This is a genomic window from Candidatus Marinarcus aquaticus, from assembly GCF_004116335.1.
Lineage (GTDB): Bacteria > Campylobacterota > Campylobacteria > Campylobacterales > Arcobacteraceae > Marinarcus > Marinarcus aquaticus.
The window spans coordinates 61,894-87,384 of record NZ_PDKN01000007.1 but is presented as its reverse complement, the minus strand read 5'-3'; the positions used below and the strand labels follow the sequence as shown (position 1 = coordinate 87,384).

At 33.8% G+C, this 25,491-nt stretch carries 22 protein-coding genes; 19 read left to right on the top strand and 3 right to left on the bottom strand.

Annotated features, from left to right (window positions below; genetic code table 11):
- Positions 1-13: 13 nt before the first annotated feature.
- The 3 genes from CRV04_RS10075 (at position 14) to CRV04_RS10065 (ending at position 4,688) form a co-directional block, all read left to right on the top strand.
- Complete coding sequence (locus CRV04_RS10075; protein WP_128996725.1) at positions 14-997, top strand: HpcH/HpaI aldolase/citrate lyase family protein; 984 nt, start codon at positions 14-16, stop codon at positions 995-997.
- Between the two features lie 306 nt (positions 998-1,303).
- Positions 1,304-2,146 carry a DUF5718 family protein gene (locus tag CRV04_RS10070; protein ID WP_128996724.1) on the top strand — a complete coding sequence of 281 codons (843 nt, stop codon included), beginning with the start codon at positions 1,304-1,306 and terminating at the stop codon, positions 2,144-2,146.
- A gap of 151 nt (positions 2,147-2,297) precedes the next feature.
- Entirely contained in the window at positions 2,298-4,688 is a 2,391-nt protein-coding gene (locus tag CRV04_RS10065) for a methyl-accepting chemotaxis protein (RefSeq protein WP_128996723.1), read from the top strand.
- Positions 4,689-4,710: 22 nt separating this feature from the next.
- Here CRV04_RS10065 and CRV04_RS10060 read toward each other — a convergent pair whose 3' ends face one another.
- The gene (locus tag CRV04_RS10060; RefSeq protein WP_128996722.1) at positions 4,711-5,274 is read right to left on the bottom strand and encodes a flavin reductase family protein; all 564 of its coding nucleotides are present in this window, start codon (positions 5,272-5,274) and stop codon (positions 4,711-4,713) included.
- A 45-nt stretch (positions 5,275-5,319) separates the two neighbouring features.
- Entirely contained in the window at positions 5,320-7,278 is a 1,959-nt protein-coding gene (locus CRV04_RS10055) for a GGDEF domain-containing phosphodiesterase (protein WP_128996721.1), read from the bottom strand.
- Positions 7,279-7,407: 129 nt separating this feature from the next.
- Here CRV04_RS10055 and nfo point away from each other — a divergent pair, with 129 nt between their 5' ends.
- The gene (gene nfo / locus CRV04_RS10050) at positions 7,408-8,250 is read left to right on the top strand and encodes a deoxyribonuclease IV (protein WP_128996720.1); all 843 of its coding nucleotides are present in this window, start codon (positions 7,408-7,410) and stop codon (positions 8,248-8,250) included.
- A gap of 188 nt (positions 8,251-8,438) precedes the next feature.
- On the opposite strand, the gene CRV04_RS10045 is transcribed toward nfo, so the two are convergent.
- Positions 8,439-9,113, bottom strand: coding sequence for an HNH endonuclease (locus tag CRV04_RS10045; RefSeq protein WP_228126531.1), 675 nt, complete (start codon positions 9,111-9,113; stop codon positions 8,439-8,441).
- Positions 9,114-9,196: 83 nt separating this feature from the next.
- Here CRV04_RS10045 and CRV04_RS10040 point away from each other — a divergent pair, with 83 nt between their 5' ends.
- From CRV04_RS10040 to CRV04_RS09970, 15 genes are all read left to right on the top strand, one after another.
- Positions 9,197-10,711 (top strand): type I restriction-modification system subunit M, encoded by a 1,515-nt coding sequence (locus CRV04_RS10040; RefSeq protein ID WP_128996719.1) that lies wholly within the window; start codon positions 9,197-9,199, stop codon positions 10,709-10,711.
- Positions 10,698-12,089 (top strand): RNA-binding domain-containing protein, encoded by a 1,392-nt coding sequence (locus CRV04_RS10035; protein ID WP_128996718.1) that lies wholly within the window; start codon positions 10,698-10,700, stop codon positions 12,087-12,089. Before CRV04_RS10040 ends, CRV04_RS10035 begins: the two co-directional genes overlap by 14 nt.
- Positions 12,086-13,312 carry a restriction endonuclease subunit S gene (locus tag CRV04_RS10030; protein WP_128996717.1) on the top strand — a complete coding sequence of 409 codons (1,227 nt, stop codon included), beginning with the start codon at positions 12,086-12,088 and terminating at the stop codon, positions 13,310-13,312. Before CRV04_RS10035 ends, CRV04_RS10030 begins: the two co-directional genes overlap by 4 nt.
- Position 13,313: 1 nt before the next feature.
- On the top strand, positions 13,314-14,411 hold the full coding sequence (locus CRV04_RS10025) for an FRG domain-containing protein (RefSeq protein ID WP_128996716.1): 1,098 nt from the start codon (positions 13,314-13,316) through the stop codon (positions 14,409-14,411).
- An 11-nt stretch (positions 14,412-14,422) separates the two neighbouring features.
- Positions 14,423-15,115, top strand: coding sequence for a DUF3800 domain-containing protein (locus CRV04_RS10020; RefSeq protein ID WP_128996715.1), 693 nt, complete (start codon positions 14,423-14,425; stop codon positions 15,113-15,115).
- Positions 15,112-15,660 (top strand): hypothetical protein, encoded by a 549-nt coding sequence (locus CRV04_RS10015; protein ID WP_128996714.1) that lies wholly within the window; start codon positions 15,112-15,114, stop codon positions 15,658-15,660. Before CRV04_RS10020 ends, CRV04_RS10015 begins: the two co-directional genes overlap by 4 nt.
- Positions 15,661-15,802: 142 nt before the next feature.
- A complete protein-coding gene (locus CRV04_RS10010; protein ID WP_128996713.1) occupies positions 15,803-18,901 on the top strand; it encodes a type I restriction endonuclease subunit R in 3,099 nt (1,032 codons plus the stop codon).
- Between the two features lie 49 nt (positions 18,902-18,950).
- Complete coding sequence (locus CRV04_RS10005; protein ID WP_128996712.1) at positions 18,951-19,868, top strand: AEC family transporter; 918 nt, start codon at positions 18,951-18,953, stop codon at positions 19,866-19,868.
- 45 nt (positions 19,869-19,913) lie between these two features.
- Complete coding sequence (locus CRV04_RS10000) at positions 19,914-20,270, top strand: hypothetical protein (protein WP_128996711.1); 357 nt, start codon at positions 19,914-19,916, stop codon at positions 20,268-20,270.
- On the top strand, positions 20,271-22,004 hold the full coding sequence (locus tag CRV04_RS09995) for an ATP-binding protein (protein ID WP_128996710.1): 1,734 nt from the start codon (positions 20,271-20,273) through the stop codon (positions 22,002-22,004).
- 233 nt (positions 22,005-22,237) lie between these two features.
- Positions 22,238-22,627 (top strand): NAD(P)H-quinone oxidoreductase subunit 3, encoded by a 390-nt coding sequence (locus CRV04_RS09990; protein WP_128996709.1) that lies wholly within the window; start codon positions 22,238-22,240, stop codon positions 22,625-22,627.
- Positions 22,609-23,118, top strand: coding sequence for a NuoB/complex I 20 kDa subunit family protein (locus CRV04_RS09985; protein WP_128996708.1), 510 nt, complete (start codon positions 22,609-22,611; stop codon positions 23,116-23,118). Before CRV04_RS09990 ends, CRV04_RS09985 begins: the two co-directional genes overlap by 19 nt.
- The gene (locus tag CRV04_RS09980) at positions 23,118-23,942 is read left to right on the top strand and encodes an NADH-quinone oxidoreductase subunit C (protein ID WP_128996707.1); all 825 of its coding nucleotides are present in this window, start codon (positions 23,118-23,120) and stop codon (positions 23,940-23,942) included. Before CRV04_RS09985 ends, CRV04_RS09980 begins: the two co-directional genes overlap by 1 nt.
- 1 nt (position 23,943) lies before the next feature.
- Entirely contained in the window at positions 23,944-25,173 is a 1,230-nt protein-coding gene (gene nuoD / locus CRV04_RS09975) for an NADH dehydrogenase (quinone) subunit D (RefSeq protein WP_128996706.1), read from the top strand.
- A gap of 12 nt (positions 25,174-25,185) precedes the next feature.
- The gene (locus CRV04_RS09970; protein ID WP_128996705.1) at positions 25,186-25,491 is read left to right on the top strand and encodes an NADH-ubiquinone oxidoreductase subunit E family protein; all 306 of its coding nucleotides are present in this window, start codon (positions 25,186-25,188) and stop codon (positions 25,489-25,491) included.

Here is a 25,491-nt window from a genome sequence, read left to right as displayed (position 1 = left end):
ATAAGGAAACAAAATGACACATCCAAATGAAGCACTATTTGAAGCAGGTAAAAGTTTACCAATTATTCCAACATGCGAGCACTTTGCAGGAAGTGAAAAGTTGATTAAAAAAGGGTTCGAGATGCAACGAAAACTGGGACCTGTATTTGATATCACATGCGATTGTGAAGATGGCGCTGAAACAGGAAAAGAGGTTGAACACGCACAGATGATTGTACGAGTGGTGAACTCCCAAGAGAACCCTTATGGTATGGCTGGAACACGAATCCATGACTTCTCACACCCTGATTGGAGACAAGATGTGGACATCTTAGTTCCTGGAGCTGGTGAAAAGTTAGCGTACATTACATTGCCAAAAACAACATCATATGAAGATGTTAAAACGCAAATTGAGTATATTCAAAAAGTAGCCAAAGATTCAGGGATTACAAGAGAGATTCCTATTCATATCTTGATTGAGACACATGGAGCACTTCAAGATGTAGAGAAGATTGCAACATTGCCTTGGTTACAAGTTCTTGACTTTGGTTTGATGGACTTTGTTTCAGGATACCAAGGAGCCATTCCCGCAATCAACATGAGAAGCCCGGGTCAGTTTGAACACCGATTGATTGGTGCAGCAAAAGCAAAAGTGTGCCAAGCAGCGATTCAAAACCATGTGATTCCTTGTCATAACGTAACGCTTGATTTGAAAAACCCTTATCAAACATACAAAGACGCAGAACGTGCACGAAACGAGTTTGGATTTATGAGAATGTGGTCAATTTACCCAACACAAGTTCAAGCCATTGTAGATGCAATGAAACCAGACTTCACTGAACTAGAAGCAGCACAAAATATTTTAGTCGCAGCTCAAGATGCTGAGTGGGGACCTATTCAGTATGATGGAGAGTTGCATGATCGAGCCACATACCGATACTTCTGGGAGTTAGTACAAAGAGCAAAATACTCTGGAACCAAACTTCACGATGAGGTTGAGAAGCGATTCTTCTCATAATCTTAGATTGAAAAGATAAGAAAAAAATTTAAAGAAAACTTTTAGGAAAAGAGGTTATCCTCTTTTTCTATTTTATTCGAAAGGACATACAATGAAACAACTGATTCAAACAGTCGTCACACATCTCGCCGTCGCCCTTGGGCTTGTCAAGGTCGTCAAAATGGCAGAGTATAGTAGGCGCTGTTAAAAGTTAAAAAAATTTAAAAACTAACAGAGACTCTTTTCTCAACTTCTACTATACACAAATCCTGTCAATACAACTCAACTGTAAAACTTCTGTTAAATATATAACACAAGGTTAATATTATGAACAAACATACATTTTCATTAGAGGATTTAAAAGATTATTTAGGTTTTGGTGTTGCTGGCAACTTTGCAAATCACTTAGGTGAAGCAGGGGAGGCTGATGGTTTTTCTCAAATTCAAACAAAAGAGAAAGATGCACCCAAAGGGCTTTTCCCGTTTTACATACCAAATCACAACAGTTTTTTAGGAGAATTTCCTATTTGTAATAACACGATTAATCACAATGAGATTGAACAACTTCAAGTTGAAGCCGAAGTTGCTTTGATTTGTGATTTTAAATATAAAGAGGGGAAGTTGCTTGACATTGTTCCTCAATACTTCAGTGCGTTTAATGATTGTTCCAATCGTATTCAAAATGATAAGAAGTTGAGTACGAAAAAGAATTGGGGCAAAGCATCAAAAGGGATTTCATCTGAGTTTATCAAGATTGATGAATTCACACAAAAAGGTGTTTTAGACAAATTTCATATCGCTTCATTTGTACGACGAGATGGGATTTTACAAGATTATGGGACGCTCAGTGCCGTTAACTCTTATTCATACTTTTTTGAGCAGTTAAAGACATGGATGATAGAGAAATTCAATGCTCAAGAAGATTGTGGACCACTTGAAGAGTTAAGTCCATTGATTCAAAACATTGAAGGTAAAAAAGGTTTGCTTATCGCTGCAGGAGCGACGGCATACACCGAGTTTGGGAAAACCAACTTTTTGAAAAAAGGAGATGAAGTTTTTATTTATGTATATAATGCACACTTCCACTCTTATCAAGACATCATCAACGATATTTCAGGAGGGGACGTACACCTTTCTCAATGCAGTAAGTTGCACCAAATTGTAGAGTAATAGGGTGGGTTTATTCTGCTTATATTAAGAGCAGAATAAGCCATTGCTGATTTTTTTAAAATAACGATATGATTTATTTTTTAATCCTATTTGATACCTTTATGCTACCAATTTATGTTATGATTATTGTATAAGAATAAAGGAGCGTGAGATGGACAAGTCAAAATATAAAAGTTTTGGAAATAAACTTTTAGTTTATATATTAGGAACGACATTTGTAACGTTTAGTTTAACAATTTTTTTTGTGACTAAATTCTCTTATGAAACCGCACAAAAGGGTGTGCAGAGTTTGATATCTGAAGCTTCAGGGAAATATTCAGCAGAGATACAAAATAGGATTAACCAAACCATTGTGATAGCTAAAGCAATGGCATTTAAATTTGAAGAGTCTCTTAATACTGATACAAAATTAAGTGAGCAAGAGACGATAGCGTATATCAAATCTTTATTAAAATACAATGACGACATTTTAGGTTTTTGGTTTAAAATCAAAGACAAAGAGCTTCTTTTTAGTGCAAATATGGATTCAAAGTCTCAAAATGGATATGATAAATTTGGTCAATTTAACCCCTATATTGTTAAATCAAATACGGGCATAAAAGTTCAAGCAGGCGCACCTTACAATGAAGAGGATGCTTGGATTGGAGGCCCTAAAAAGGCGGGAAAAACATATATTACTGAGCCTTATTTGTATGATGTGGATGGTCAAAAAGTGTTAATGGCAACCATTGGTATTCCATTGTATCACAATGGAGAATATTTTGGAGTCTGTGGTATTGATATCAGCTTAGATACGCTTAATAAAATGATCGATTCTGTTAATATTTTTGAACATGCCTATGCTTTTATTATTGACAGTCATGGTATTATCGTCAGCCATCCCAATAAAACGTTAAGAACGAAAAAATTGATTGAAGTGGCGAATAATGATGCAGATTATATACAATTGCTTGAAAACTCAAAAGCCAATAAAGATACGCAGTTTATGAAAATTTCTTACGAAGATGGTTTGGAATCATTGTATTATTCTAACCCCTTCAGTATTATTGATACAGGAACCAATTGGACGTTTGTGATTAATGCACCCAAAAAAGAGTATCTGGCCAATGCTAATTTTATCAGAAATTTTTCTATTACAGCTTCAATTGTGTGTTTGGTCATTATCGCAATCATCATTTTCTTAATCGTTCGAAAACTCAATTATAACCTCGAAGCCATTTCTACAGGGTTAGCTTCATTTTTCAGATATTTAAATAAAGAATCTAATAACACAGAGCAGATCACAATGGTATCCAATGATGAGTTTGGAAAAATGGCCAAAGAGATCAATAATAATGTAGAGATTATAAAAGTAGCCATTGAAAAAGACAATAAACTCATTGATGAAGTTAAAACAATTGTTAACAAAGTGAGTGATGGATACCTTGATGGGCATATTAATGCCAGCACAACAAATGATTCATTAAATGAATTAAAAAATCTTTTAAACGATATGTTACTTAATTTACAAACTCTTATTGGTAAGGATTTAAATGAAATCAGTGATACCTTAGCAAAATATACACAAAGAGATTTCACAGCCAGACTCGATGTTCAAAAGAGCGGTAAGATAGGTAAAGAGCTTATTAAAATGAATAAAATGATGACCGATATGTTGCAAAGCAGTCAAAATGATGGGCTTTCATTGAAAAAAAGTGCTGATGAATTAAGCAGCAGTGTGGGGACATTGAGTAAAAATGCGAGCGAACAAGCGGCTTCACTGGAAGAGACTGCCGCATCCATTGATGAAATCACTGGAAACATTCAACAAACAAGTGAAAAAGCACAAGAGATGTTAAAGGTTTCTAATCATACAAAAACATCGGCCAATGAAGGTAAAAATTTGGCAAACGATACGGTTAAAGCAATGGAACAAATCAATGAAACAGTACAAAATATCAATGAAGCCATTTCGGTCATTGACCAAATCGCATTCCAAACCAATATTTTATCACTCAATGCCGCAGTGGAAGCTGCAACTGCAGGAGAAGCAGGAAAAGGCTTTGCTGTAGTTGCACAAGAGGTACGTAACCTTGCAGCACGAAGTGCAGAAGCCGCCAAAGAGATTAAAGAGTTGGTTGAAAGCGCAACGGTTCGTGCTGATAATGGGAAAGTCATCAGTGGTAAAATGATTGAAGGATTCAGTGAATTAGAACAGAAAATTGAAACCACGAATACTTTAATCGATGATGTTTCCAATGCCGCCAAAGAGCAAACCATTGGTATGACACAAATTGCTGATGCCATGAATCAATTGGACAAATTCACACAAGAGAATGCGGCCATTGCGGATAAAACAAATGACATTGCCAAAGAGACCAATCTCATTGCACTTGAAGTGGTTAAAAATGTCAACAGAAATAATTTTGAAGGTAAAAATATACAAGGGCAGAGTATTTCAATGGAGCAAACAACCAAAAAAGTGCCTAAAAATACAGCCAAAGTTGAGTCTAAGCGTGAAATAGAAACAGAACAAGAGAGTGAAGAGTGGGAGAATTTTTAAATTCTCTCACAATATTGTGCGCTTATAAATCTTCCATTTTTTTAAAAACAATGCCGCTTCGCCCAATGTTATCGGGCATACCATCAAAGCGTTCATTAAAAAGACCGTCTTGGGCATATTGAGATTTGATTTCAAGTAGGATGGGCGTGGTTTTCCCCGGCAAATCTATTTTGTCATAAAACTCACAAAACAGTGCGGTTTGTGAAGAGGCAATCATCGGAGGAAACTGCTCCAACACTCTTTTAGTTTCTATGTTATATGTTTCTACTTCACTTTCATTTTTATCAAGCATATTGGCGCACAGTTTCACCTCTTCCACATTTTTTTCATTGGCAAAACAGATGGTTGCTTTTTTGTGTTTTAAGATGTTTGCTAAAGAGTCTTTAGGGATGCCTTCCTCTTTTTGCCCAATAGAAACTATTATCACAGCTGGGTCACTTGAAAGTGGGGTGAAGTATGAAAAGGGTGCTGCGTTGATGATGCCTTCATCTTCCGTTACTATCCAAGCAATGGGTCTTGGAATAACGGTATTGGACATGAGTTTGTATCGTCGTATAGATTCTAATTCGTTGTAGTTAATAATCATAAAAAGCCTTTACAATATTTTTATGATAGTGTACCAAAGAGTTTTTTAAAGCTCTTTTGGTTCACCGAAGAAGTATCCTTGTGAGTAGTCAATACCAATCTTTTTGACCGCATTATACACATTTTGAGAGTGGATATACTCTGCAATGGTTTCAATGTTCATCTTTTTCGCAAACTCTAAAATGGTTTGAGTCACCAGTTGTGATTTTGGATTGGTATCAATATCTTTGATCATGGATGCATCAATTTTAATGTAATCGACTTTGAGTTTCATGAGATATTCAAAGTTTGAGTATCCTGTACCAAAGTCATCAATCGAGATTTTTGCGCCGTAGTTTTTCACTTCATTGATAAATTCAAGTACCTCTTCAAAGTTTTCAATCCCTTCAGACTCAATGATTTCAAAGACCACGCGATCCCCCAGTTTGTATTCAGAGAGTTTATCTAAAATGGTTTTGTGTACCATTTCGTTTAAAATATCTTGCACGGTGATATTAATAGAGACTTGGTACGGCAAGTGTTTGAACTTGCTGAAGGTTTTATCCAACATGATACGTGTGAGTTGAGGATAGAGTTTATTCTTTTTGGCCAACTCTAAAAAGTGAATTGGTGAGATATAATCCCCATTGTCATCCACCATTCGCATAAGCGCTTCATATTTGACCACCTCTTGTGTTTGAGTGTCCACGATGGGTTGGAACAGAGGTTCAATTTTGTCATTGTATATGGCATCTTTGATACGTTGTGACCATTTTAAGTTTTGTTCATACTCATGCTCAATATTCATACTTGCTTCATAAATAAGATACTTTTTCTTTTTCTTTTTCGCCAGTTTCATCGCAATATCGGCATTGTTCAATAAGTAGTTGTGTCCGTATGCCACCCCGATGGTGGCGTTGATAAAGACTTCTGAATGATTGGCAATATAGGTATTGTTTTCAATTGTGGTATTAAGCATCATGGCAAAGGTTTTGATCTCTTCATATTCAATATCTTTGGGATAATAAATCGCATATTCATCCGCATGCAGTTTAAACAACACCGCTTCAGCTGGTATGCTTCTTTCTAATACTTCGGCAGTACTTTTTAAAACATCATCACCTACCTCTTCTCCATAAAGGTCATTGAGTTCTTGGAACTTATCAATGTTTAAAATCAGTAAAATGGCATTGGTTTTTGAATTCATCAGTTCAAGCAGTCGTTTTCGGTTTGGAAGTCCTGTGAGTTCATCGTTGTAAAATTGGAACTCTAAAGAGTCAAGCATATTGTTAAAGACGGTTTGCATGGAGTGAATCTCTTGAATATCGTGTTCTTCCACGAGTCTTTGAGTGATGTCTTTATTGGTTGAAATTTGGTTAACGTTGGTGACAAAGTTTTTAATTGGTCGGATCAAATATCGGTCAAGTTTTACAAACAGTGCAATGAATACAATGATTGAAAAGGTGATGACAAATCCTACAAAAAAGTTAATGAGTGAGGAGAGTGAAATTTTCAGATCAATGATGGGATACGAAATATCAATCACCCCTAAAACACTTCCAACTTGCGCTTGTGTATGACAGGTTAAACACTCTTCTTTGGCAATGACGGGATAGTAGTACTCAATGTTTGAGTCATCAATGAGGTTGAATACCTCCTCTTTATTGAGTGCTTTTTGAATGTATGGATTGGTGGTTCGAGCTTCCAAATCTCGTGATATTTCTCCAAATTGTTTGGATACAACATCGCTTCGGTAGACATTGACAAGCATGTTTTCATCAATATTATTGACTCTTTGAATGATGTTTTGTAAGTCCTGTTTAGTCCACCCTTTTGACATGGAAGAGTAGAGCGTTTCAAACACCAATTGGGTCGTTTTTTTGGCATCAATACGCGTGAGTTTCTCAATGGCGTCTTTCTTCATCACTTGTGCATAGATAAATGCAATCGCCAAAGTGATTGCAAGTGTGATCAGAATACTGCGTAATATAAGTTTTTTGTAGGTGGTTTTTTTGCTGTTGGTCATAAACCCTCTTGTAACATTTTTGATATATTCTATTGTATACTATATTAGCTTTAAAGTTCGTTTTGACTATCATAAATTAGAAATAAAATAAGCAAAATAATTTTTTTTCGTTAAAAATAAGGAAATTTTATGAAATATGTTGGAGCACATGTCAGTGCCAGTGGAGGAGTCTTTAATGCTCCGATTAATGCCACGGCCATTGGCGCAAAAGCGTTCGCCCTTTTTACAAAAAATCAACGACAATGGGCGGCTAAAGAGTTGGATACAAAGACCATTGATAAGTGGTTTGAAGAGTTAGAAAAGAGTCAAATACAACCTAAACACATTTTACCTCATGACAGTTATTTGATCAATTTAGGACACCCTGAAGAGGATAAACGACAAAAATCGTTGGAGAGTTTTATTCACGAACTGCAACGATGTGAGACGTTGAAACTGGATCGACTGAACTTTCACCCTGGAAGTCACTTGCGTAAAATCAGTGAAGAGCAGTGTTTGGATAGAATCGCACTTTCGATGAATCAAGCCATTGATGCGACCAATGATGTGAAATTGATCATTGAAAACACAGCGGGTCAAGGAAGCAACTTGGGGTATAAGTTTGAACATTTGGCGTACATCATTGATAAAATAGAAGATAAAAGCAGAGTGGGGGTCTGTATTGACACCTGTCATATGTTTACAGCAGGGTATGACATACGAACACGCGAAGCGTATGATAAAACATGGGCTGAGTTTGACAACATTGTAGGGCGAAAATACCTTATGGGAATGCACTTAAATGACTCTAAACCAGAGCTTGGAAGCAAAGTTGACCGACATGACTCTTTGGGAAAAGGGAAAATTGGTTGGGATGCGTTTGAGTTTATTATGAATGATGATAGAATGGATGATATTCCGATGGTACTTGAAACGATTGATGAGGAGATTTGGGCGGAGGAGATTGCTAATTTATATAAATTAGTGAAGTAGACTTAAAATAACAGACAGCTTTCGTCATATCTCTGCGTTGAAAAGAAAAATTTACATAGTCATTTACCTCACGTAAACTCCTACGTATATTTTTCTTTTCTGCCTTAATCTATCTAAAAATCTGACTATTCTTTTAAGTCTTTTGAAATATATTTTATAAACATTGTTTCTTTGGAATTTTAATATTTTTAATTAATTATAGCTTTTAACTCATTAACCGTTAACCAAGGTTTTCGTCTATGTAACATTTTATGGCAGTTTGAACAAACAAGGGAGATATCCTCTATCCTTGTCTTTTGATCTTCTTTTAGTTCTGAAACGCCAATATTATGATGCCCTTCTATAAAATCTGTTCCAATTTTTCCATAGGTTTTTTCAAAGTCAAATCCACAAACTTCGCAATATAATTTTCCTATCTCTTTTTTAAATTTTATTTTTGCAAGTTTTATAATTTTTGAGTCTCTTTCTCTTACAAGATGTCGTCTGTATTTTGATTTTCCTTCTTGTACTGAATAGTCATTATCTATTATTTCAATTGAATTTTCTAATAACTGTAAGTTTTCTACTTTCCAGATGGATTTTATTTCTTTTACTTTATGTATATTTTTTATAAGAGGGATATTTTTCAAAAAGTAATGATATAAACCTTCTATTTTTTTTCTTCCAACATTTTTATCTAAATACATTTTCTTAGTAGCAAGATTACTAAGTAGTGCATTTACTGTTCTCGATGGAGTTTTTGCCTCTTTAAAACCATAGTAGTTATTTAGTATTATATGCTTATAAACATCTTTATAGCTAGAAGGTTCATTTAACTCTTCAAGACTTTTTAGTATGGCATTATATAAAGTATTTGTTTTCATATAAACATTATAACAAATACCTAATAGAATATTAGATAAAATCATTAGTAAAAATTATTTATGAAAACTTAGGAATAAAATATATGACAACTACTGCAAATGTAGGATTTGAAAAAGAACTTTTTAAGATGGCTGATAAGCTTAGAAACAATATGGATGCGGGAGAGTATAAACACATTGTTTTAGGTCTTATTTTCTTAAAATATATCTCTGATAAATTTAATGAACGTTATGAAAAACTTGTACAAGAAGGTGATGGTTTTGAGGAAGATAAAGATGAATATATCATGGATAATATTTTTTGGGTCCCAAAAGAATCAAGATGGCAAGTTTTAAGAGATAATGCAAATTCACCAGAAATAGGAAAATTAGTAGACAATGCCCTTTTGCAAATAGAAAAAGAGAATAACTCTTTAAAGGGTGTAATGGACAAAAGATATGCAAAACCAGATTTAGATAAAACAAAACTTGGAGAGCTTATTACTTTGATTACAAATGTATCTGCAAAATATCATGATGAAAAAGATTTGATGGGTAGAGTATATGAATACTTTTTAAATGCTTTTGCTGATATTACAGGGGGTGAGTTTTATACTCCAACTTCTGTTGTAAAAACTATTGTTGAGATGATAGAACCATATAAAGGAAGAGTGTATGACCCAGCTTGTGGAAGTGGTGGTATGTTTATTCAGTCTGGAAAATTTATTCAAGAGCATTCACAAAATATAAATAATATCTCAATATATGGGCAAGAGAGTAATCCTACTACTTGGAGATTGTGTAAAATGAACTTGGCTATTCGTGGTCTTGATGGGAATCTTGGTGCTCACCATGCAGATAGTTTTCACAACGATTTGCACAAAAATCTTAAAGCAGATTTTGCTATGGCGAATCCCCCTTTTAATATCTCTGATTGGGGAGGAGAGAGACTTAAAGATGATGATAGATGGCAATGGGGAATTCCTCCTGTTGGAAATGCAAACTATGCTTGGCTATCTCATATCCTAACTCATCTTGGAACTAGAGCAGGACTAGGTGCAGTTGTACTTGCAAATGGAAGTCTTAGCTCAAATACTTCAAATGAAGGCAATATAAGACGGGCTATGATAGAAGATGACAAAGTAGATGCCATCGTTGCACTTCCTGATAAACTTTTTTACTCTACAGGTATTCCTGTATGTCTTTGGATACTTTCTCAAAATAAATCCCATGAAAACTATAGAAATAGATGTGGTGAAACACTTTTTATAGATGCAAGAAATCTTGGGGAGATGGTTACAAGAAAACACCGTGAATTAAGTGAAGAGGAAATTAAATCCATAGCTAGCACTTATCATGCATATAAAAACAAAGAGGGAAATTATAAAGATATAAAAGGATTTTGCAAGTGTGCACGCCTTGAAGAGATACAAAAACATGATTATGTGTTAACTCCTGGGCGATATGTAGGAATAGCTCAAGAAGAAGATGATGGTATACCTTTTGAAGAGAAAATGACAAAGTTATCCACTCAACTAAAAGAGCAGTTTGAGAAGTCAAATATTTTAGAAAAACAGATAAAAGAGAATCTAAAAGGCTTAGGCTATGACATTAATTGAGCAGATTACTTTAGGAGAGAGTAAGACTTTAGAGTTTAAGCAAGAACTACCAGAAAATAAAAAAATAGCTAAAACAGTAATCTCTTTTTCCAATACAGCTGGAGGAAAACTAATCATTGGAGTAGATGATGATAGAAATATAGTAGGAATAGAAGAGGAAAATATCTTTGAAGTTCAAGATAAAATAGCTTCTATTATCTATGATAACTGTACTCCAAATATTCTTCCTGAAATCTATACTGTAAATTGTGAAGAAAAACTCCTTTTAGTAGTAGAAGTTTTTAGGGGAAACCTTTTGCCCTATTATCTAAAAAGTGAAGGTAAAAATCAAGGAACTTACATACGAGTAGGTGCAAGTAATAGAAAAGCAGAGTATGAAAATATCCTTGAACTAGAGAGACAAAAAAGAAATATAGGTTTTGATGAAGAGGTAAATTATGAGATTGAATTTGAATCTTTAGACTTAACACCACTATATGAGAGTTTTAAAAGTGCAGGAAAAACTTTAGATGAGAAAAAGTTAGAGAACCTAAAACTTATCAAAAAAGAGTCAAGTAAAACCTATGCTACAAATGCTTTGCTTATCATCCTTGGAACCTTTTCTCACACTAGTGTAAAGTGCGCAAAATTTAAAGGTATCACCATGGATATGTTTATAGATAAAAAAGAGTACCAAAGAGATATTTTCTCAAACCTTGAAAATACACAAAACTTTATACTAAATCATATAAATCTAAAAGGTGAGATAAAAGCACTCCAAAGAACAGATACCTATGAGATACCCCTTGTAGCCCTAAGAGAAGCTTTGATAAATGCTTTTATTCATAGGGACTATACCAATAGTGGAAGGGATATAAAAGTAGGGGTCTATGATGATATTGTAAATATTGTAAGCCCTGGAAGCTTCCCAAATACTATCACAAAAGAGGATATAGAAAATGGTCGAAGTGAGACTAGAAACAAAGTATTAGCAAATATTTTTAAAGAGTTGGGACTAATAGAACAGTGGGGAAGTGGAATAAAAAGGATAAAAAACCTTTGTCTTGAAAGTGATTTAAAAGAGCCAATGATAGAAGAAAAAAATGACTTTGTAGATGTGGAGTTTTATCGTCCGAAAGATATAAAAACGGACGATTACAAACGAATACCGCCGGAAACCGCCGGAATACCACCGGAAACCGCCGGAATACTAACTGAGCAAGAAAAAACAGTGCTAGAACAAATATATTTAAATAAAACTATTACCCCAAAAGAGGTAGAAAAGCTTTTAAATCTAAAGGATAGAAGAGTAAGGGAAATACTAAGCCAAATGCTTGATAAGAAAGTGATTATAAGATGTGGAAGTGGTAGAAATACTTATTATGAGGTGGCAAAGTGAGTAATGGATTACCTCAAGGGTGGAAAGAAAAACAGCTTAGTTTATTTATTGATATTAAACATGGATATGCCTTTAAAGGGAAAGACTTTTCAGATAATGAGACAAAATATATTCTTTTAACTCCTGGAAATTTTAAAATATTAGGAGGATTTAAATCTGATAAATTTAAATATTATTCAAAAAATGGATATATTCCTGAAGAGTATATTTTAAATCAAAATGATTTATTAGTTACAATGACTGATTTGAGTAAGGCGGGAGATACTTTAGGATATCCATTATTAGTTCCAACCCTAGATAATAAAGTTTTACTACATAATCAAAGATTAGGGAAAATAGAATTTCTTAATGATGATTTACATAAAATTTTTTTATATTATATTTTTTGTTCAAATGATTACAGAGGTCATGTATTAGGAAGTGCAACGGGAACAACAGTCCGACATACAGCTCCAAATAGAATTATGAATTTTCAAATAAAATATCCATCAGATATAAATGAACAAAAAAGAATAGCAGATATTTTGTCTGGTTTTGATGATAAAATAGAAACCAATAATCAAATAAATCAAACCTTAGAAGAGATGGCAAGTACACTTTTTAAAGAGTGGTTTGAAAACTTCAATTTTCCAAATAATCAAGGCAAACCCTATAAAGATAGTGGTGGAGAGATGAAACCAAGCGAATTGGGGAAAATACCTATTGATTGGGAAGTGAAAAAGCTCGAAAAAATTGTCTCAATGAAATATGGGAAAATGCCTAATAAAAAAGATTTAGTTTCTAAAGGTTATCCTGTTTATAGTGGTTACAAAATTTCAGGTTTTCATAAAGAGTATTTATATGAAAATAGTGAATTAATTATTGTAGCAAGAGGTGTTGGGGGAACTGGGGATGTCAAGTTTTCACCTAAAAAATCATGGATAACTAACTTATCAATTGTATTACCATTAGATGAGGAAGAAATTAAATATTACTTATTTTATGTCTTAACTAGAAAGAAGTTAAGATATTTAGATTCTGGTTCCGCACAGTCTCAAATAACAATAAGTGATTTAAATATGCTAAAAATAATATTTCCTAAAAAAGAAATTTTAGATAATTATTATACTTTATCAAAACCAATTTTTGAACAAATCCAACAAAATCAACAACAAAATAAAATATTAAAACAACAAAGAGATTCTCTTTTACCAAAACTTATAAGTGGTGAGATAAGGGTATAAGATGACAATAAAACATGTAGAGGATTATTTGAAAAGTGTCAAAGAACAAATAAAAAGTTTGGAATTACCCGCAGAGAAACAATATACCAACTATTTTAGAGGTCAAAGTAATGCAAATTGGGATTTGGTACCAAGTGTATTTCGAGACCATCTGTTCAATGAACACAATCTTTACCATGAAATGGAAAGAAACCTTTATAATGAGATGTCAAAACTTAGTTCAGTCATAGATAAGCTTGTATATATGCAACACCAAGGCTTACCAACTAGACTTTTAGATATCACAAAAAACTCTTTAGTGGCTTTATATTTTGCTTGTATTACTCATCAAAAATGTGAAAAAGAGTGTACTGATAAGAAAGATTGCAAAAAATGTAGTGACGGAGCGGTATATATTTTTAGCGAACTTGAAAATTATGATAAAAAAGAGGTAGATATTATCTCTTTACTTCCAAAAGTAAAGTATGATTTTGGAATAAATAGTTTTTATAGTTTTGTAAAAGAGCAGTTAGGCATAGAGCTTTCAAAAAAAGAGTTAGAGAGAATACTTAACAAAGAGTTTGCATTAGTAAAAAGTAATAAAAATAATAACAGAGTGATAAAACAAGATGGAGATTTTTTTATTTTTTCAAATAAAAGCAGCTATGATAAAAAAATAAAATTTGATGTAAAAAGGGATGAAAATAGAATTATCATTCCTAAAGAGTATAAAAAACAATTGCTTGAAGAACTTGATCAAATAGGAATAAATAGATATAGCTTATTCCCTGAACCAGAACATTTAGCAAAATACTTAAAACACAACTATGTAGACAATGAAAGTGAGAAAGAAAAAGTAGTTTCTTATGAAGAGGTAAGTGTAGAGATAGAAGAGAAAAAAGATTATAAAACAAAAGTTTTAGAATATATAGAAAAAAGATTCCCTCAAAATAAAGCACTTTATGAGTTTATTGTAAACAATGATATATCAAGAACAAAAGTAAGAGAAAAACTTTCATTGTTAGGTTACGAAGAGATAGGTGTTTTAGATATGGATAAATTTGATAATTTTATTGATAGTTTAGAAATACCAAAAAATATAAATGATTTGGTTTTATAAAAGGTATAAAAATGGAATATAAAGTATTTTTCGATGAAACATGCCACTTAGAGAATGATGGTATAAATATTATGGGTGGAGGAGCAATCTTTTGTAAAAAAGAGAAATTTACAGAAGCCACTAGATATATTAAATACTTAAAATATAAACATAATGCTTTTCATGAGCTAAAATGGACTAAAGTTAGTCCATCTGGGATAGAGTTTTATAAAGCACTAATAGATTATTTCTTTGAAAGCGATTTTTTGAGATTTCGTGCGATTACAAGTGATAAAACTGTATTAGACCACAATACTTATAATGATGGTAGTCATGATAATTTTTATTATAAACTGATGTATTTAGCTTTTGAACCGATGTTAGAAGTAAACAATAATTATTATGTTTATACAGACTATAAAGACTCCAATGGAGCTGAACAATTAAGGATCTTAGAACAATATTTAGTATCAAAAAAACATCATAATATTATTCTAAATTTTCAAATGATTCGTTCCCATGAAGCAGTATTATTACAGTTAGCAGATTTTTTAATAGGTGCAATTGTATACAAAAAAAGAGAAGATATAGAACATAGAAGTGAGATTAAAAATAAAATTTATGACCATATAGAACAAAAACATGGACGAAGTTTATTACTGAATACATCAAGAGAAGAGTCAAAGTTTAATATCTTTCATCATCAAGCAGGATACGGTAGATGACAAGTCTTATAGTTCAATATGATAGTACTAAAACAGTTAGGGAAAATTTAGAAATTTTATACAAATACTTTGAAGATGATTTTATAATTAATACAACAGTTTTAAATAATCAATATAATATTGATATAGATATGAATTCAATGAAAAGAAGTAAACCTAAGATATTTTGGCATGTGATAACAAGAGAAAAAGAAGTTTGGGTTAGAAGAGGTAGAATTAAACAAAAGAAAAAAATAAGAAAATTTGATAAAAATCGTGCAAAAAGAATAAGATGGATAAAATATCTAATACAAAATTTTAATAAAATTGAAGAAAATATATTTGCTTTTTTTTATAGAGAGACAGAAGGTCAAAATAGAGGAAAACTTCGTTTGTATATTTGGGCAAAATCGCATGATTATGTTGTAATTATAGAAAAACTAAATATAAACAGCAGTTTTTTAGTAACAGCTTTTTATATTGATGATAATTATAATAAATCGACATATCAAGATAGATATGAAAAGTCAGGTGATTTGAATTTAGGATTGTCAACATGGATTTAATAAAAAATGGTCGCCAGTTTGGGCAGGCGAGCACCCCATCTCTTTTTACATCTTTGGTAAATGAGCATAAGAATTATTACTTATATGGGATTAAAGATTACTTAAGTACGGACTTTACTATAATTGAAAGGGTTTTAACCTAATGAATAACTTTTACGAAAACAATTTAGAACAAGCAGTAATACAAATCTTTGAAAATGATTTAGCTTATGAGTATAAAAGTGGTATAGATATAGCTCCAGAAACAGTAGAGAGTGCTAGAGATGATTTTCATGAAGTTATTCTAAAAGAGAAATTCTTTGATAGCTTAAAAAGGATTAATCCTACTATTGCAAAAGATATTTTAGAAGATGTATTCAAACAAGTTATTCACCCAAATTCACCTATGATGAGTGAAAATAATAAGACCTTTCATAAGTATTTAGTAGAAGGTGTGGATGTTGTCTATAAAGATAAAGATGGAAATGACAAAGGGGACAAGGTATATCTTTTTGATTTTAAAGATATTTCAAAAAATGAATTTCTGATAGTCAATCAGTTTACTATCGTAGAGTTTGATGAGAGACGACCTGATTTGATAGTTTTTATAAATGGCTTGCCTCTGGTTGTTTTTGAGTTAAAGTCCTTATCAAATGAAAAAGTAGGGTGTGAAAAAGCTTATAATCAATTGCAAACTTATATAAAAAAGATTCCAAGTCTATTTAATACAAATGCTTTTATGGTGATAAGTGATGGAGTAAATGCCAAAGCTGGAACCATAAGCTCAAATCTTGAGAGATTTAGTGCTTGGAAAAGTGTAGATGGAGTAAAATTAAATTCACATATTCAAATAGAAACTTTACTTTTAGGAATGTTTGAAAAAAGTAGACTTTTAGATATTATAAAAAACTTTATTGTTTTTGTAGAAGATGGGGTAAAAAGCACAAAGATATTAAGTGCCTATCATCAATATTTTGCAGTAAAAAAAGCAGTGGATTCTACGGTAAGCTCAATCTTAGAGAAATCAAAAAAAGCAGGTCTTGTATGGCATACACAAGGAAGTGGAAAATCACTCTCTATGGTATTTTATACAAGCTCTATCATACAAGCTTTGAAAAATCCTACGGTAATAATATTAACCGATAGAAATGATTTAGATATGCAACTATTTACTACTTTTTCAAAAGCAAATAGTATCTTAAGACAAACACCAATACAAATAGAAGATAAAGATGATTTAAGAGATAAGTTAAATAGAGAAAGTGGAGGAATAATATTTACCACAATTCAAAAATTTGCTCTAAAAGATGATGAAGTACAAATAGAGTGTTTAAGTGATAGAAGGGATATTATACTTATTGCAGATGAAGCCCACAGAAGTCAATATGGCTTAGAAGCAAAGGTTGACACAAAAACAGGGAAAATAAGCTATGGATATGCCAAACATATTAGAGACGCCTTACCAAATGCAACTTTTATAGGTTTTACAGGAACTCCAATAGAAAATAGTGATAAATCCACAAGGGAGATTTTCGGGGATGAGGTTGATATTTATGATATGACCCAAGCTGTAGAAGATGGCTCAACTGTAAAGATATATTATGAAAGTAGAATTGCAAAACTAAAATTAGATGAAAAAGTTTTAAATGAGATTGATGAAGAGTATGAAAAACTAGAAGATGAAGGCGCACCTATAGAGCTTATTGATGAATCAAAAAGAAAATTCACAAAGCTAGAAGAGATAGTAGGAGATGCCCATAGACTAGAGATGTTAGCTATGGATATAGTAACTCACTATGAAGACAGAGAACTAATACTTGCTCCAAAGTTTTTAGACAAAGCGATGATAGTTTGTATGAATAGAAAAATAGCAGTAAATCTTTATGACCAAATTATTAAACTTCGACCTTCTTGGCATAGTGATGATATGGATAAAGGAAAAATAAAAGTTGTTATGACATCAAGTGCAAGTGATGATGAACTTTTAAAAAAATATGAAACCACAAAAGAGGATAGGGTTTATTTAGCAAAAAGAATCAAAGATATAAATGATGAATTAAAAATAGTAATTGTTGTGGATATGTGGCTTACTGGATTTGATGTACCTTCTATGAGTACAATGTATATTGATAAACCTATGAAATCACACAATCTAATGCAAGCTATAGCTAGAATAAATAGGGTTTTTAAAGACAAAGTAGGTGGACTTGTAGTTGATTATATAGGAATTATGGGCTCACTAAAAGAGGCATTACAAACATATACAAGAAGAGATAAGGATAAAGTTGAGTTAAACCTTGATGAAGCTTTCCATAAGTTAGAAGATTCTTTAACTTTCTTGAGAAAACTTTTTTCAGCTTTTGATTATAGTAGTTTTAAAACAGGAAGCGATAAAAATAGATTAACTCTTATTGGTGATGGTCTAGAACACGTTTTAATAGAAAGTTATGGTGAAGAAAATATAAAAAAAGAGTTTAATAAAAAAGTAAGTGAATTAAATGCAGCACAAACACTTTGTAACTCAATGCTTGATGATGATATGAAACTAGAGATTGCTTATTTTAAAGCAGTAAAAAGTGCTTTAAATAAACTAGAAGGGAAAGAGTTTAATCTAAAAGAGATAAATCAAAGAGTTTTAACTTTAGTAAAAGATTCTATTCAAAAAGATTCAATTTTAGAACTTAATGATATTTTAGGTATCAAACAAAGTGAGTTGGATATTTTTAATGAAGAGTTTCTAAAAGAGATATCTTCAATGAAAAGAAAAAATATAGCTTTAGAACTTCTAAAAAGATTATTATCAAATAAAATAAAAGCGTATGAAAAAACAAACTTAGTTCAGAGTGAAAAATTCTCATTTTTGATGAATGAAGTGATGAACAAATACAATAATAAAGCCCTTACAAATGCAGAAGTGATAGATGAACTTTTAAAAATGTCAAAAGATATGATGGAAGATTTCCTAAAAGGGAATGAACTGGGACTAACAGATGAAGAAAAATCATTTTATGATGCCCTGACAAAGTTTGATACTGTAAAAGAAGCTATGGATGAAAGTGTCTTAAAAGAGTTAGCAATAGAACTTACAAAAACAATACAAAATTCTAAAACAATAGATTGGCAATACAAAGAGAACACAAGAGCTAGAATGAGAAGAGAAGTAAAAAGACTTCTTAAAAAATATAAATATCCACCAGACAATGCAGTAGAAGCTTTAGCTTTAGTGATAAAACAGGTTGAATTGAGTTGTGAAGACTATTAGAATATTTAGTATTCCTTGTGCTCTAACCTTTCTGTGATATAATACGCAAATGCAAAATATAATAACAACACTCATACCCATTTTTTTATTGATTTCGATGGGATATTTCCTAAAGCGATTGAAATTTCCTTCATCAGATTTTTGGCCAATGGCCGACAGATTTACCTATTATATTCTATTTCCTTCTCTTTTGATTTATAAACTCTCAACGGCAAACTTAAGTGAAATCAACAGTTTTGATGTGGTTTTAACAGGGCTTATTGCACTGGTTGCAATGTTGCTTTTAACGATATTCATAGGCTTTTTTAAAAAAGTCAACCCTGCCTCTTTTACGTCCGTCATACAAGGTGCGATTCGTTTTAATACGTACGTCTTTTTAGCCTTGGTGGACGCCTTGTTAGGCGACACGGGGTTAATCACGGCGGCTGTGTTAATTGCGTTTGCCATACCGTTTATCAATTTTTTATGCATCGGGGCGTTTTCATACTATGTGAACAAAGAGGATTTAAATGTCATCAAATTTATTAAATCCATCGCAACGAACCCTTTGATTGTGGCGTGTTTCATTGGTGGAGCGATTAACTTTTTAAGTGTACCCCTGCCTCTGTTTTTTATAAAGATGCTCTCTATTTTAAGTGCCGCGGCACTGCCTTTAGGACTTCTCTCCGTGGGTGTTGGTTTGGAACTGACACATATTAAATCAGCCAAGTATGAACTCTTTGTGGCCACTATTTTAAAGCTGGCGGTTTTCCCTATTGTGATTTTTGCCGTGGGCATGCTCTTTGGTTTAACGCATGAATCCTTAGTTGTGGTGGTGCTGTTTGCATCCATGCCAACGGCCAGTTCAAGTTATATCTTAGCAAGACAACTGGGAGGAGATTTAAAACTGATGTCCTCTATTATCACCGTGCAAACTCTCGTCTCCATTCTCTCCATTGCTTTTATTTTGGGTACCATAAACGCTTAAGAGTTTTTTGTGTATCATCATTGATATACATTTCAAAGGAAGCGTATGATTTTTTTAGTGTTAGTGGGTGTGATTGCCCTTGTGGTGCTGGGACTGAACTGGCACGACAATAACAATTTAGAACAAATAGAAAACCATTTAAAAGCCAAAAAGTGCCAAGCTGTTATCTACTCAAAAGGGGAGTATAAAGGGTTGTGCCCCGATGGTTTATATATTGTACCCAACAGTTTTCGTTTGGATATAGAAAAAAGTCAAACTGTAGTACAATATAATCGTATTAACAATATAGAACAACAAAAAGAGAATCTTTTTCTTCACACCGATGAAAACATCGTTGAAGTAAAGTTCAAAAATGAAAAAAATTTACAACGCTATAAAACAGCGTTACAGGACAAACAATAGATGAAAGATATTATCAAGTTTTTAGAACTTCAAGATATGGAACAAAGCGATATCTATACACAATTGAAGTGTACGGTGGAGGAAGCACGTATTTTACAATACATGCTTAAACAGTATGTGGGAAGCAATGACATTGTGTTGGTGTATGACATATTAGCTGAGTTTTATGATGTGAAAAAACATGAACATCTTGATAAGTTAAATCAGATTAAATCGCTTTTAGAGTTGGGATGGATTGTTCAAAGCAACTTTAACCATCTTAAAATGAGTGAAATCGCAACACTGGAGCTTCTGAATTCAAGTGTGACTTTAAGCAGTATGTTTTTAAAACTACTAGAAGGTGGTTTGACTGAGTTTGTACTTCCTGAAGTCAAACAATACAGCGACCACTTGGAGTATTTGCAAGATCAGTTTTTCAAAATCGATTTGGCACAAAAACTCAATATCTCTAAACACAACTTTGATGCAAGCAGTCCCAATATCAACCGCCTAAAGTCAAAGTTGACCATGCTTGAAAACCGTATCAAAGAGCGTGTGAAGGTCACACCCACTGAAATCATGCTCGAAGGGTTTTTTAAAGACCACGATTTGAATGAACAAGAGCAGACGCTGTTTTTAGCGCTGCTTAAAGAGGAGTATGCAGGTGGGGATGAGTCTATTCGAGATATGAATACGCTTATTGAACTCATTTCAAGTGATGATTATGAAAAAATCAAACACCGAAGTCTGCTTGAAGAGAGTTCAAAACTCGTTTCAAGTGGATTGGTCGATTATGACGAGATGCTCACCCCTTTTGGAGGGATTAATCGAAACTTCTATATTCCTGATGATATTTTGTACAAGATTTCACACCCTACAAAAAAGAAGAGCCGACAAGATAAGATTAAACTTGATGCGTTGATTAAAGAGCAAGATATGTTTGAACTTATTTCATCCAATAAAAGCTTGGACGATGTGGTCTTAAACCCAAAAACAAGAGAGACGTTGGATGCATTATTGAAACAAGTTGACAAAAATGTTGTCAACCGACTCAAAGCGTGGGGAATTAAAGATAAGAAAAAAGGCATCGATGCCAGAATCATCTTTTACGGTGCTGCTGGTACAGGGAAAACATTGACCTCTTTGGCATTGGCTAAATCACTTAAAAAACAAGTATTGAGTTTTGACTGTTCAAAAATTCTTTCCATGTATGTAGGAGAGAGCGAAAAGAACGTACGAGGCATCTTTGATACGTATAAAGAGTTGTGTGAAAAGACCAAAACTGAGCCCATTTTACTTCTAAATGAAGCCGATCAGTTTTTAAGTTCACGTTCAACGGATGGTATGTCAGGCAGTGAAAAGATGCACAATCAGATGCAAAATATCTTTTTAGAACAGATAGAACGCTTTGACGGTATATTAATTGCAACTACAAACTTGCTTGAAAACATTGATAAAGCATTTTCAAGAAGATTTAACTATAAAATTGAGTTTGTAAAACCAAATGAAGAACAACGATTAGAGTTATGGAATAAACTATTGCCAGAAAATTTGCCGCTTGAAAAGAACTTTGATGTCAAAAGCTTGGCACAATACTCTTTAACCGGAGGGCAAATTGAGATGGTGATTAAAAACAGCGCCTATAAAGTGGCGGTCGAAGATGAACCCGTTTTTAAAACTCAAACATTTATTGAAGAGATTGAAAAAGAGTTGAAATCACAATTTGATAAAGAGAGCAAAGTGGGCTTCTTTTAAAAGAGGCCTTTTGTTTGAAATAAGCCTTTTCGGCTTTAATATATCCTTAACACATATTTCGTTTTAATTAGGTATCTGCAAACGAAATAGTCATATCCATTTTGAAGAGGGTGGATGTAATAATTACATGTAACCAGTCGCGATTTAGTAGCATTTTAGCCTCTATTGGCTAATATATAGCATTTATTACTATGTGTAATTATAATTTTTTAATTATATTCAAGGAGACACTTATGAGTCATATGGACTTTGCTCATCCGTATTTTGGTGCATTTTTCATGTTTTTATTGACTTTTGGTGCGTTTATTGCCACAGTGGCATTGGCACGATTGGTCAGTCGAAAACTTGCACGTTTAGATACAGAGAAGCTCAAAACCACACTGTATGAATGTGGACCAGAGGTAACAAAACAGCCAAACACTGTCTCAGTACAATTCTATTTAATGGCACTTTTATTTATTTTGTTTGATGTTGAAATTATCTTTATGTTCCCGTGGGCAGTGGACTTTAAAGTATTGGGATGGTTTGGATTTATTGAGATGATTCTGTTTATTCTTTTATTGACCATTGGATTCATCTATGCATGGAAAAAAGGAGCGCTGGAATGGCACAGCATAAAGTAAACTATTTAAAAGATGGGGGAGCTCCTATCGTTTTAACCTCGATTGATAAGTTTATTAATTTTGGACGAAGTAACTCTGTTTGGCCCATGACATATGGGTTGGCCTGTTGCGCGATTGAGATGATGGCAACGGGTGCTTCACGATATGACTTTGACCGATTTGGTACAATTTTTAGAGCCTCACCAAGACAATCAGACTGTATCGTGATTGCAGGAACACTGACAAAAAAACACGCCGAGTTCATGAGAAGACTCTATGACCAAATGCCTGATCCAAAGTGGGTGATTTCTATGGGAAGTTGTGCCAACACAGGCGGTATGTTTAACACTTATGCAACTGTACAAGGGGCAGATAGAGTCGTTCCTGTAGATATTTATCTTCCAGGGTGTGCACCACGGCCTGAGACACTTCAATACGCCTTGATGATGCTGCAAAAGAAAATCCGAAGAGAGCCTGCAAGTAAAGCCATGAAACGAAAAAGGTTGGTGTAATGAGAGCATATAGTCCTAAAAAAGATGTACAGAGAAAATCGTACTACACAGACAGATTTCATGTGGTACCCCATACGCCTCGATATGATGTGAGTGAAGATACCCTGTTTGCAAAAGATCTTGAAACTATCAAAGCAAAGTTTGATGTCATTGAAGCCTTTTTAGAGCAAGAACACTTGGTTTTTTATATCAAACCAGATGATAACGTCAAAGTATTAACTCTGCTTAAAGAAGAGTTGGAGTTTGATATGCTTATGGAGCTTTCGGCCATTGATTTTATCGCCCAAAAAGGTGGCTTTGAAATCTTCTATGAAATGCTTTCAATGAGCAAACATAAGCGACTTCGAGTGAAAACATTTATCCAAGAGAAACAAGAGCTTCAAAGTGTTGAGGGTGTTTTTAAAATGGCCAACTGGAGTGAACGAGAGATGTATGATATGTATGGGGTGAAAGTGATTAACCACCATAAACTCAAACGAATCTTAATGCCCGATGATTGGTACGACCACCCATTGAGAAAAACATACCCACTTCAAGGGGATGAAGCCGCACAATGGTACGAAGTGGATAAAATTTTTGGTAAAGAAGCCCGAGATATCATTGGACCTGAAGAGCGAGATGGTGCAGCCATTGACCGATACGACACAGAACGATTTGCACGATTGGGGCATGAAGTACCATTTGGTGTCGATATTACCAATGGGAAAGAGCCAGAACATACGCCGTTAGCGTACCAAGAAGAGGGTGGTGTGAAACTCTTTGGTGCACGCATTGTCAAAGAGCTGGATGAAAAAAAATCGGTTCAATTAAAAGAGAGAAGATAGTATGCAACAAAAAGTTAACAGATTAAAACCATTTTTTGAGAACTTAAACTTCGAGCGTGAAGACAACACGATGGTGGTCAACTTTGGACCACAACACCCATCCGCACACGGTCAATTACGACTCATACTTGAACTTCAAGGTGAAGAGATTGTAAAAGCCGTACCTTCGGTAGGCTATCTGCACCGTGGTATGGAGAAAATGGGTGAGAATATGATGTACAACGAGTTCTTACCTACAACAGACCGTATGGACTATATTGCGTCTACTTCAAACAACTACGGGTTTGCATTGGCCGTTGAAAAACTGCTTGGTATTGAAGCACCACGACGAGCAGAAATCATTCGAACCATGCTTTTAGAGCTCAATCGTATCATCTCTCACCTTTTCTGGTTGGCAACACACGCATTGGATGTGGGAGCAATGTCGATTTTCCTTTATGCTTTTAGAGAGCGTGAATTTGCCATGGACTTAATGGAAGACTATTGTGGAGCGCGACTCACACACAGTGCAGTAAGAATTGGAGGCGTGCCTTTAGATCTTCCTGCTTCATGGTGTGAAGACTTAGAGAAATTTTTAAAAATCTTATCTGAAGAGGTTGACAAGTATGAAGGTCTCTTAACAGAGAACAGAATTTGGCGAATGCGTTTAGAAAATGTAGGAATCATCACGCCTGAGTTGGCAAAATCGTGGGGATGTTCAGGCGTGGCATTACGAGGAAGTGGTTTCAAATGGGATTTACGAAAAGAGATGCCATACGGAATCTATCCCGAGCTTGATTTTGAGATTCCATACGCAAATACCTGTGACGCATATGGACGATATAAGTGCTACATGCAAGAGATGAGAGAGTCATCAAAAATTTTACGACAGCTTATTTCTATGTATAAGACAAGTGAACCACAACTGATGGCACACGCACCTGAGTATATCTCCGCTCCTAAAGAGGACATCATGACGCAAAACTACTCTTTAATGCAACACTTTGTACTTGTAACTCAAGGGATGCGACCACCTAAAGGGGAAGTTTATGTGGCAACCGAGTCTCCAAAAGGGGAGTTAGGTTTTATGATTGTCAGTGATGGTTCTCCATACGCATACAAAATGAAGCTTCGTGCACCATCATTTTGGCACACAGGGTTACTTGAAGATTTACTACCAGGACATCAATTGGCGGATGTTGTTACACTCATTGGTAACTTGAACATCGTCTTTGGTGAAATCGACAGATAGGCAAAGACAGAAATGAAACGATTTGATTTAAGACCATTAAAAGATAATTTTTATGACCGTTTGCTTGAGTTGATGGACAAAGAGATTGCACCCAATGAAAATGCAATATTTTTGTTTGAAATTGGGGATTTTAGCCCCATCCAAAAAGTGGCTGATGTGGTGTATGAAAATGACTATACGTTGATGAACTCACTGAAATTCAACGAAGTTGACTGGACGGTTGTGGTTAAAAAAGTAAAAGATGATACGCCACGTGTTAAAGCAGAAGAAGAGCCACCTGCAAAAGCAGTTGTTGCTGACGATGATGAGGATGAATAA

Excerpts from the sequence above, each read along its gene's own strand:
- CRV04_RS10075 (WP_128996725.1), top strand. The coding sequence starts at position 14 with ATGACACATCCAAATGAAGCACTATTTGAAGCAGGTAAAAGTTTACCA.
- CRV04_RS10070 (WP_128996724.1), top strand. The coding sequence starts at position 1,304 with ATGAACAAACATACATTTTCATTAGAGGATTTAAAAGATTATTTAGGT.
- CRV04_RS10065 (WP_128996723.1), top strand. The coding sequence starts at position 2,298 with ATGGACAAGTCAAAATATAAAAGTTTTGGAAATAAACTTTTAGTTTAT.
- CRV04_RS10060 (WP_128996722.1), bottom strand. The coding sequence starts at position 5,274 with ATGATTATTAACTACAACGAATTAGAATCTATACGACGATACAAACTC.
- CRV04_RS10055 (WP_128996721.1), bottom strand. The coding sequence starts at position 7,278 with ATGACCAACAGCAAAAAAACCACCTACAAAAAACTTATATTACGCAGT.
- nfo (WP_128996720.1), top strand. The coding sequence starts at position 7,408 with ATGAAATATGTTGGAGCACATGTCAGTGCCAGTGGAGGAGTCTTTAAT.
- CRV04_RS10045 (WP_228126531.1), bottom strand. The coding sequence starts at position 9,113 with ATGAAAACAAATACTTTATATAATGCCATACTAAAAAGTCTTGAAGAG.
- CRV04_RS10040 (WP_128996719.1), top strand. The coding sequence starts at position 9,197 with ATGACAACTACTGCAAATGTAGGATTTGAAAAAGAACTTTTTAAGATG.
- CRV04_RS10035 (WP_128996718.1), top strand. The coding sequence starts at position 10,698 with ATGACATTAATTGAGCAGATTACTTTAGGAGAGAGTAAGACTTTAGAG.
- CRV04_RS10025 (WP_128996716.1), top strand. The coding sequence starts at position 13,314 with ATGACAATAAAACATGTAGAGGATTATTTGAAAAGTGTCAAAGAACAA.
- CRV04_RS10020 (WP_128996715.1), top strand. The coding sequence starts at position 14,423 with ATGGAATATAAAGTATTTTTCGATGAAACATGCCACTTAGAGAATGAT.
- CRV04_RS10015 (WP_128996714.1), top strand. The coding sequence starts at position 15,112 with ATGACAAGTCTTATAGTTCAATATGATAGTACTAAAACAGTTAGGGAA.
- CRV04_RS10010 (WP_128996713.1), top strand. The coding sequence starts at position 15,803 with ATGAATAACTTTTACGAAAACAATTTAGAACAAGCAGTAATACAAATC.
- CRV04_RS10005 (WP_128996712.1), top strand. The coding sequence starts at position 18,951 with ATGCAAAATATAATAACAACACTCATACCCATTTTTTTATTGATTTCG.
- CRV04_RS10000 (WP_128996711.1), top strand. The coding sequence starts at position 19,914 with ATGATTTTTTTAGTGTTAGTGGGTGTGATTGCCCTTGTGGTGCTGGGA.
- CRV04_RS09995 (WP_128996710.1), top strand. The coding sequence starts at position 20,271 with ATGAAAGATATTATCAAGTTTTTAGAACTTCAAGATATGGAACAAAGC.
- CRV04_RS09990 (WP_128996709.1), top strand. The coding sequence starts at position 22,238 with ATGAGTCATATGGACTTTGCTCATCCGTATTTTGGTGCATTTTTCATG.
- CRV04_RS09985 (WP_128996708.1), top strand. The coding sequence starts at position 22,609 with ATGGCACAGCATAAAGTAAACTATTTAAAAGATGGGGGAGCTCCTATC.
- CRV04_RS09980 (WP_128996707.1), top strand. The coding sequence starts at position 23,118 with ATGAGAGCATATAGTCCTAAAAAAGATGTACAGAGAAAATCGTACTAC.
- nuoD (WP_128996706.1), top strand. The coding sequence starts at position 23,944 with ATGCAACAAAAAGTTAACAGATTAAAACCATTTTTTGAGAACTTAAAC.
- CRV04_RS09970 (WP_128996705.1), top strand. The coding sequence starts at position 25,186 with ATGAAACGATTTGATTTAAGACCATTAAAAGATAATTTTTATGACCGT.